This window comes from Alcanivorax sp. HI0044, assembly GCF_001634945.1.
In genome coordinates this window covers 1-900 of record NZ_LWEZ01000461.1, presented here as the reverse complement: position 1 = coordinate 900, position 900 = coordinate 1, and the positions used below count along the sequence as shown (strand labels likewise).

Below are 900 nucleotides of genomic sequence, written 5' to 3'. Positions count from 1 at the left end.
GCCCATCAATGCCTGTGCGGCCACATGGTTGACCGCATCCAGATCACCGCGCCCCTTGTTCTGGGCAACCAGAATTGTTCCGGCAACGGCAAGGCCAATTCCCAACGAGATAAGGAAAAACAAAACGGGGAAGCTGAGCGACACCGCAGCAACGGCATCCGCCCCCAGTCGGCCGACCCAGAACGTGTCGGTAAGCTGGTAGGCCGTCTGCAGAAGATTCGCGAAGACAATCGGAATCGCCAGGGTCAACAGCGCGCGGGTAATGGAGCCCTGGATCAGGCTAGGAGTGTCTTGGGCCACAAGGTCTCCAGGCANGCACTAGGAACGGGTTGCTGAAGGAAGTAATTTCCTCTGTCAGCAATCCTACTCGAAATGCTTACGACAGACGCAACAACTGTTGCGTACGAATCAGTGGCGAGGGTGGACCAATAAAGATGTAACCATAACGGCAATTACTCTATTTAACATAATATACATTATGCGTATCAATGGGTGTTATGGGCACACAACGAAATTCCCGTTGGGTTATCCACCACGCTCCTCTAGAGCGCCCACACAACGCAAAGCTTGTAATCATTAACGGTTAGTATTTGCATCTGGACGCCCCGGCCAGTTAAATCGCGTTAGTCTGGGTGCTATCGCCATTACACTGTTCTACTGCCGGAGTTTCTGCTGTCTATGCTCGCGCTGCGTTTCTGCCTGCTTGTCTCTTTTTGCCTGCCACTGATAACGCAGGCCAATCCGGTACCGGTTTCCGTCGCCACAGTGGAAATGCAGAAACCGGTTCGTGAACTGCTGATCAATGGCACCCTGGCAGCCGATCAGTCCGCCCGGCTCTCTGCCTCAGTGGCTGGCCTGGTGAGCAAATTGAACGTAGATATCGGCTCCCGGGTTGAGTCT

At 53.8% G+C, this 900-nt stretch carries 2 protein-coding genes; one reads left to right on the top strand and one right to left on the bottom strand.

Going from position 1 to position 900, the window contains the following annotated elements:
* Positions 1-300 (bottom strand): MATE family efflux transporter (locus tag A3730_RS05650; RefSeq protein WP_255364188.1); only part of this gene is annotated, 300 nt, incomplete at its 3' end.
* A 378-nt stretch (positions 301-678) separates the two neighbouring features.
* Between A3730_RS05650 and A3730_RS05645 the strand changes: the two genes are divergently transcribed.
* On the top strand, positions 679-900 hold a 222-nt coding region (locus A3730_RS05645; RefSeq protein WP_197477314.1), incomplete at its 3' end, for an efflux RND transporter periplasmic adaptor subunit.